Raw genomic sequence first — 631 nt, 5'->3', positions numbered from 1 at the left:
CTGTCCACGCCGCGGCGGGCGATCCGCACCGCGATACCGCGCCGACGCAGGAAACGCCGTAGTTCCGGCTGGTCGTAGGCCTTGTCCGCACGCAGCTTGGCCGGGTGGCGTCGCCGCGGGCCACGTCGGGAACGGATCGCCGGGATGCTGGCCACCAGCGGGACGAAGGCCCCGCTGCCGTGGAGGTTCGCCGGGGAGACCGCCACGACCAGCGGCAGCCCGTCGGCGTCGGTCAGGACATGGATTTTCGAGCCCGGTTTGCCGCGGTCGACCGGGTTTGGACCGGTCAGACTTCCCCCTTTTTTGCCCGCAGACTGGCCGCGTCCACGATCGCCGACGACCAGTCGACCCGTCCGGCCACACCGTGCAGGTCCAAGATCTTGCGGTGCAGTCGAGGCCAGACACCCGCCCGGGTCCACGCCTGGAACCGACGGTGCGCCGTGGGTACCGACACCCCGAACTCGGACGGCAGATGCCGCCAAGCACACCCCGAGGTCAGCACGTAGACCACCGCGGTAAACACCGCCCGATCCTCGATCGGGGCAGTCCCACCGCCCTGCCAGCGGGCCTCGAACCGGGGCAGCAGCGGTTCCACCAGCTCCCACAACTCGTCCGGGACCAGCCGCCCGGC

At 71.0% G+C, this 631-nt stretch carries 1 protein-coding gene and 1 pseudogene; both read right to left on the bottom strand.

The window, feature by feature from the left end:
• A pseudogene (locus tag AC08OP_RS04450) lies at positions 1-212 on the bottom strand (IS5/IS1182 family transposase); the annotation flags it as partial.
• A gap of 74 nt (positions 213-286) precedes the next feature.
• Positions 287-631: transposase (locus AC08OP_RS04445; protein WP_476613023.1), on the bottom strand; the 345-nt coding region annotated here is incomplete at its 5' end.

This window comes from Frankia sp. CeRuru1 (genome assembly GCF_977966315.1).
This window is presented reverse-complemented; position numbering and strand designations above follow the sequence as displayed.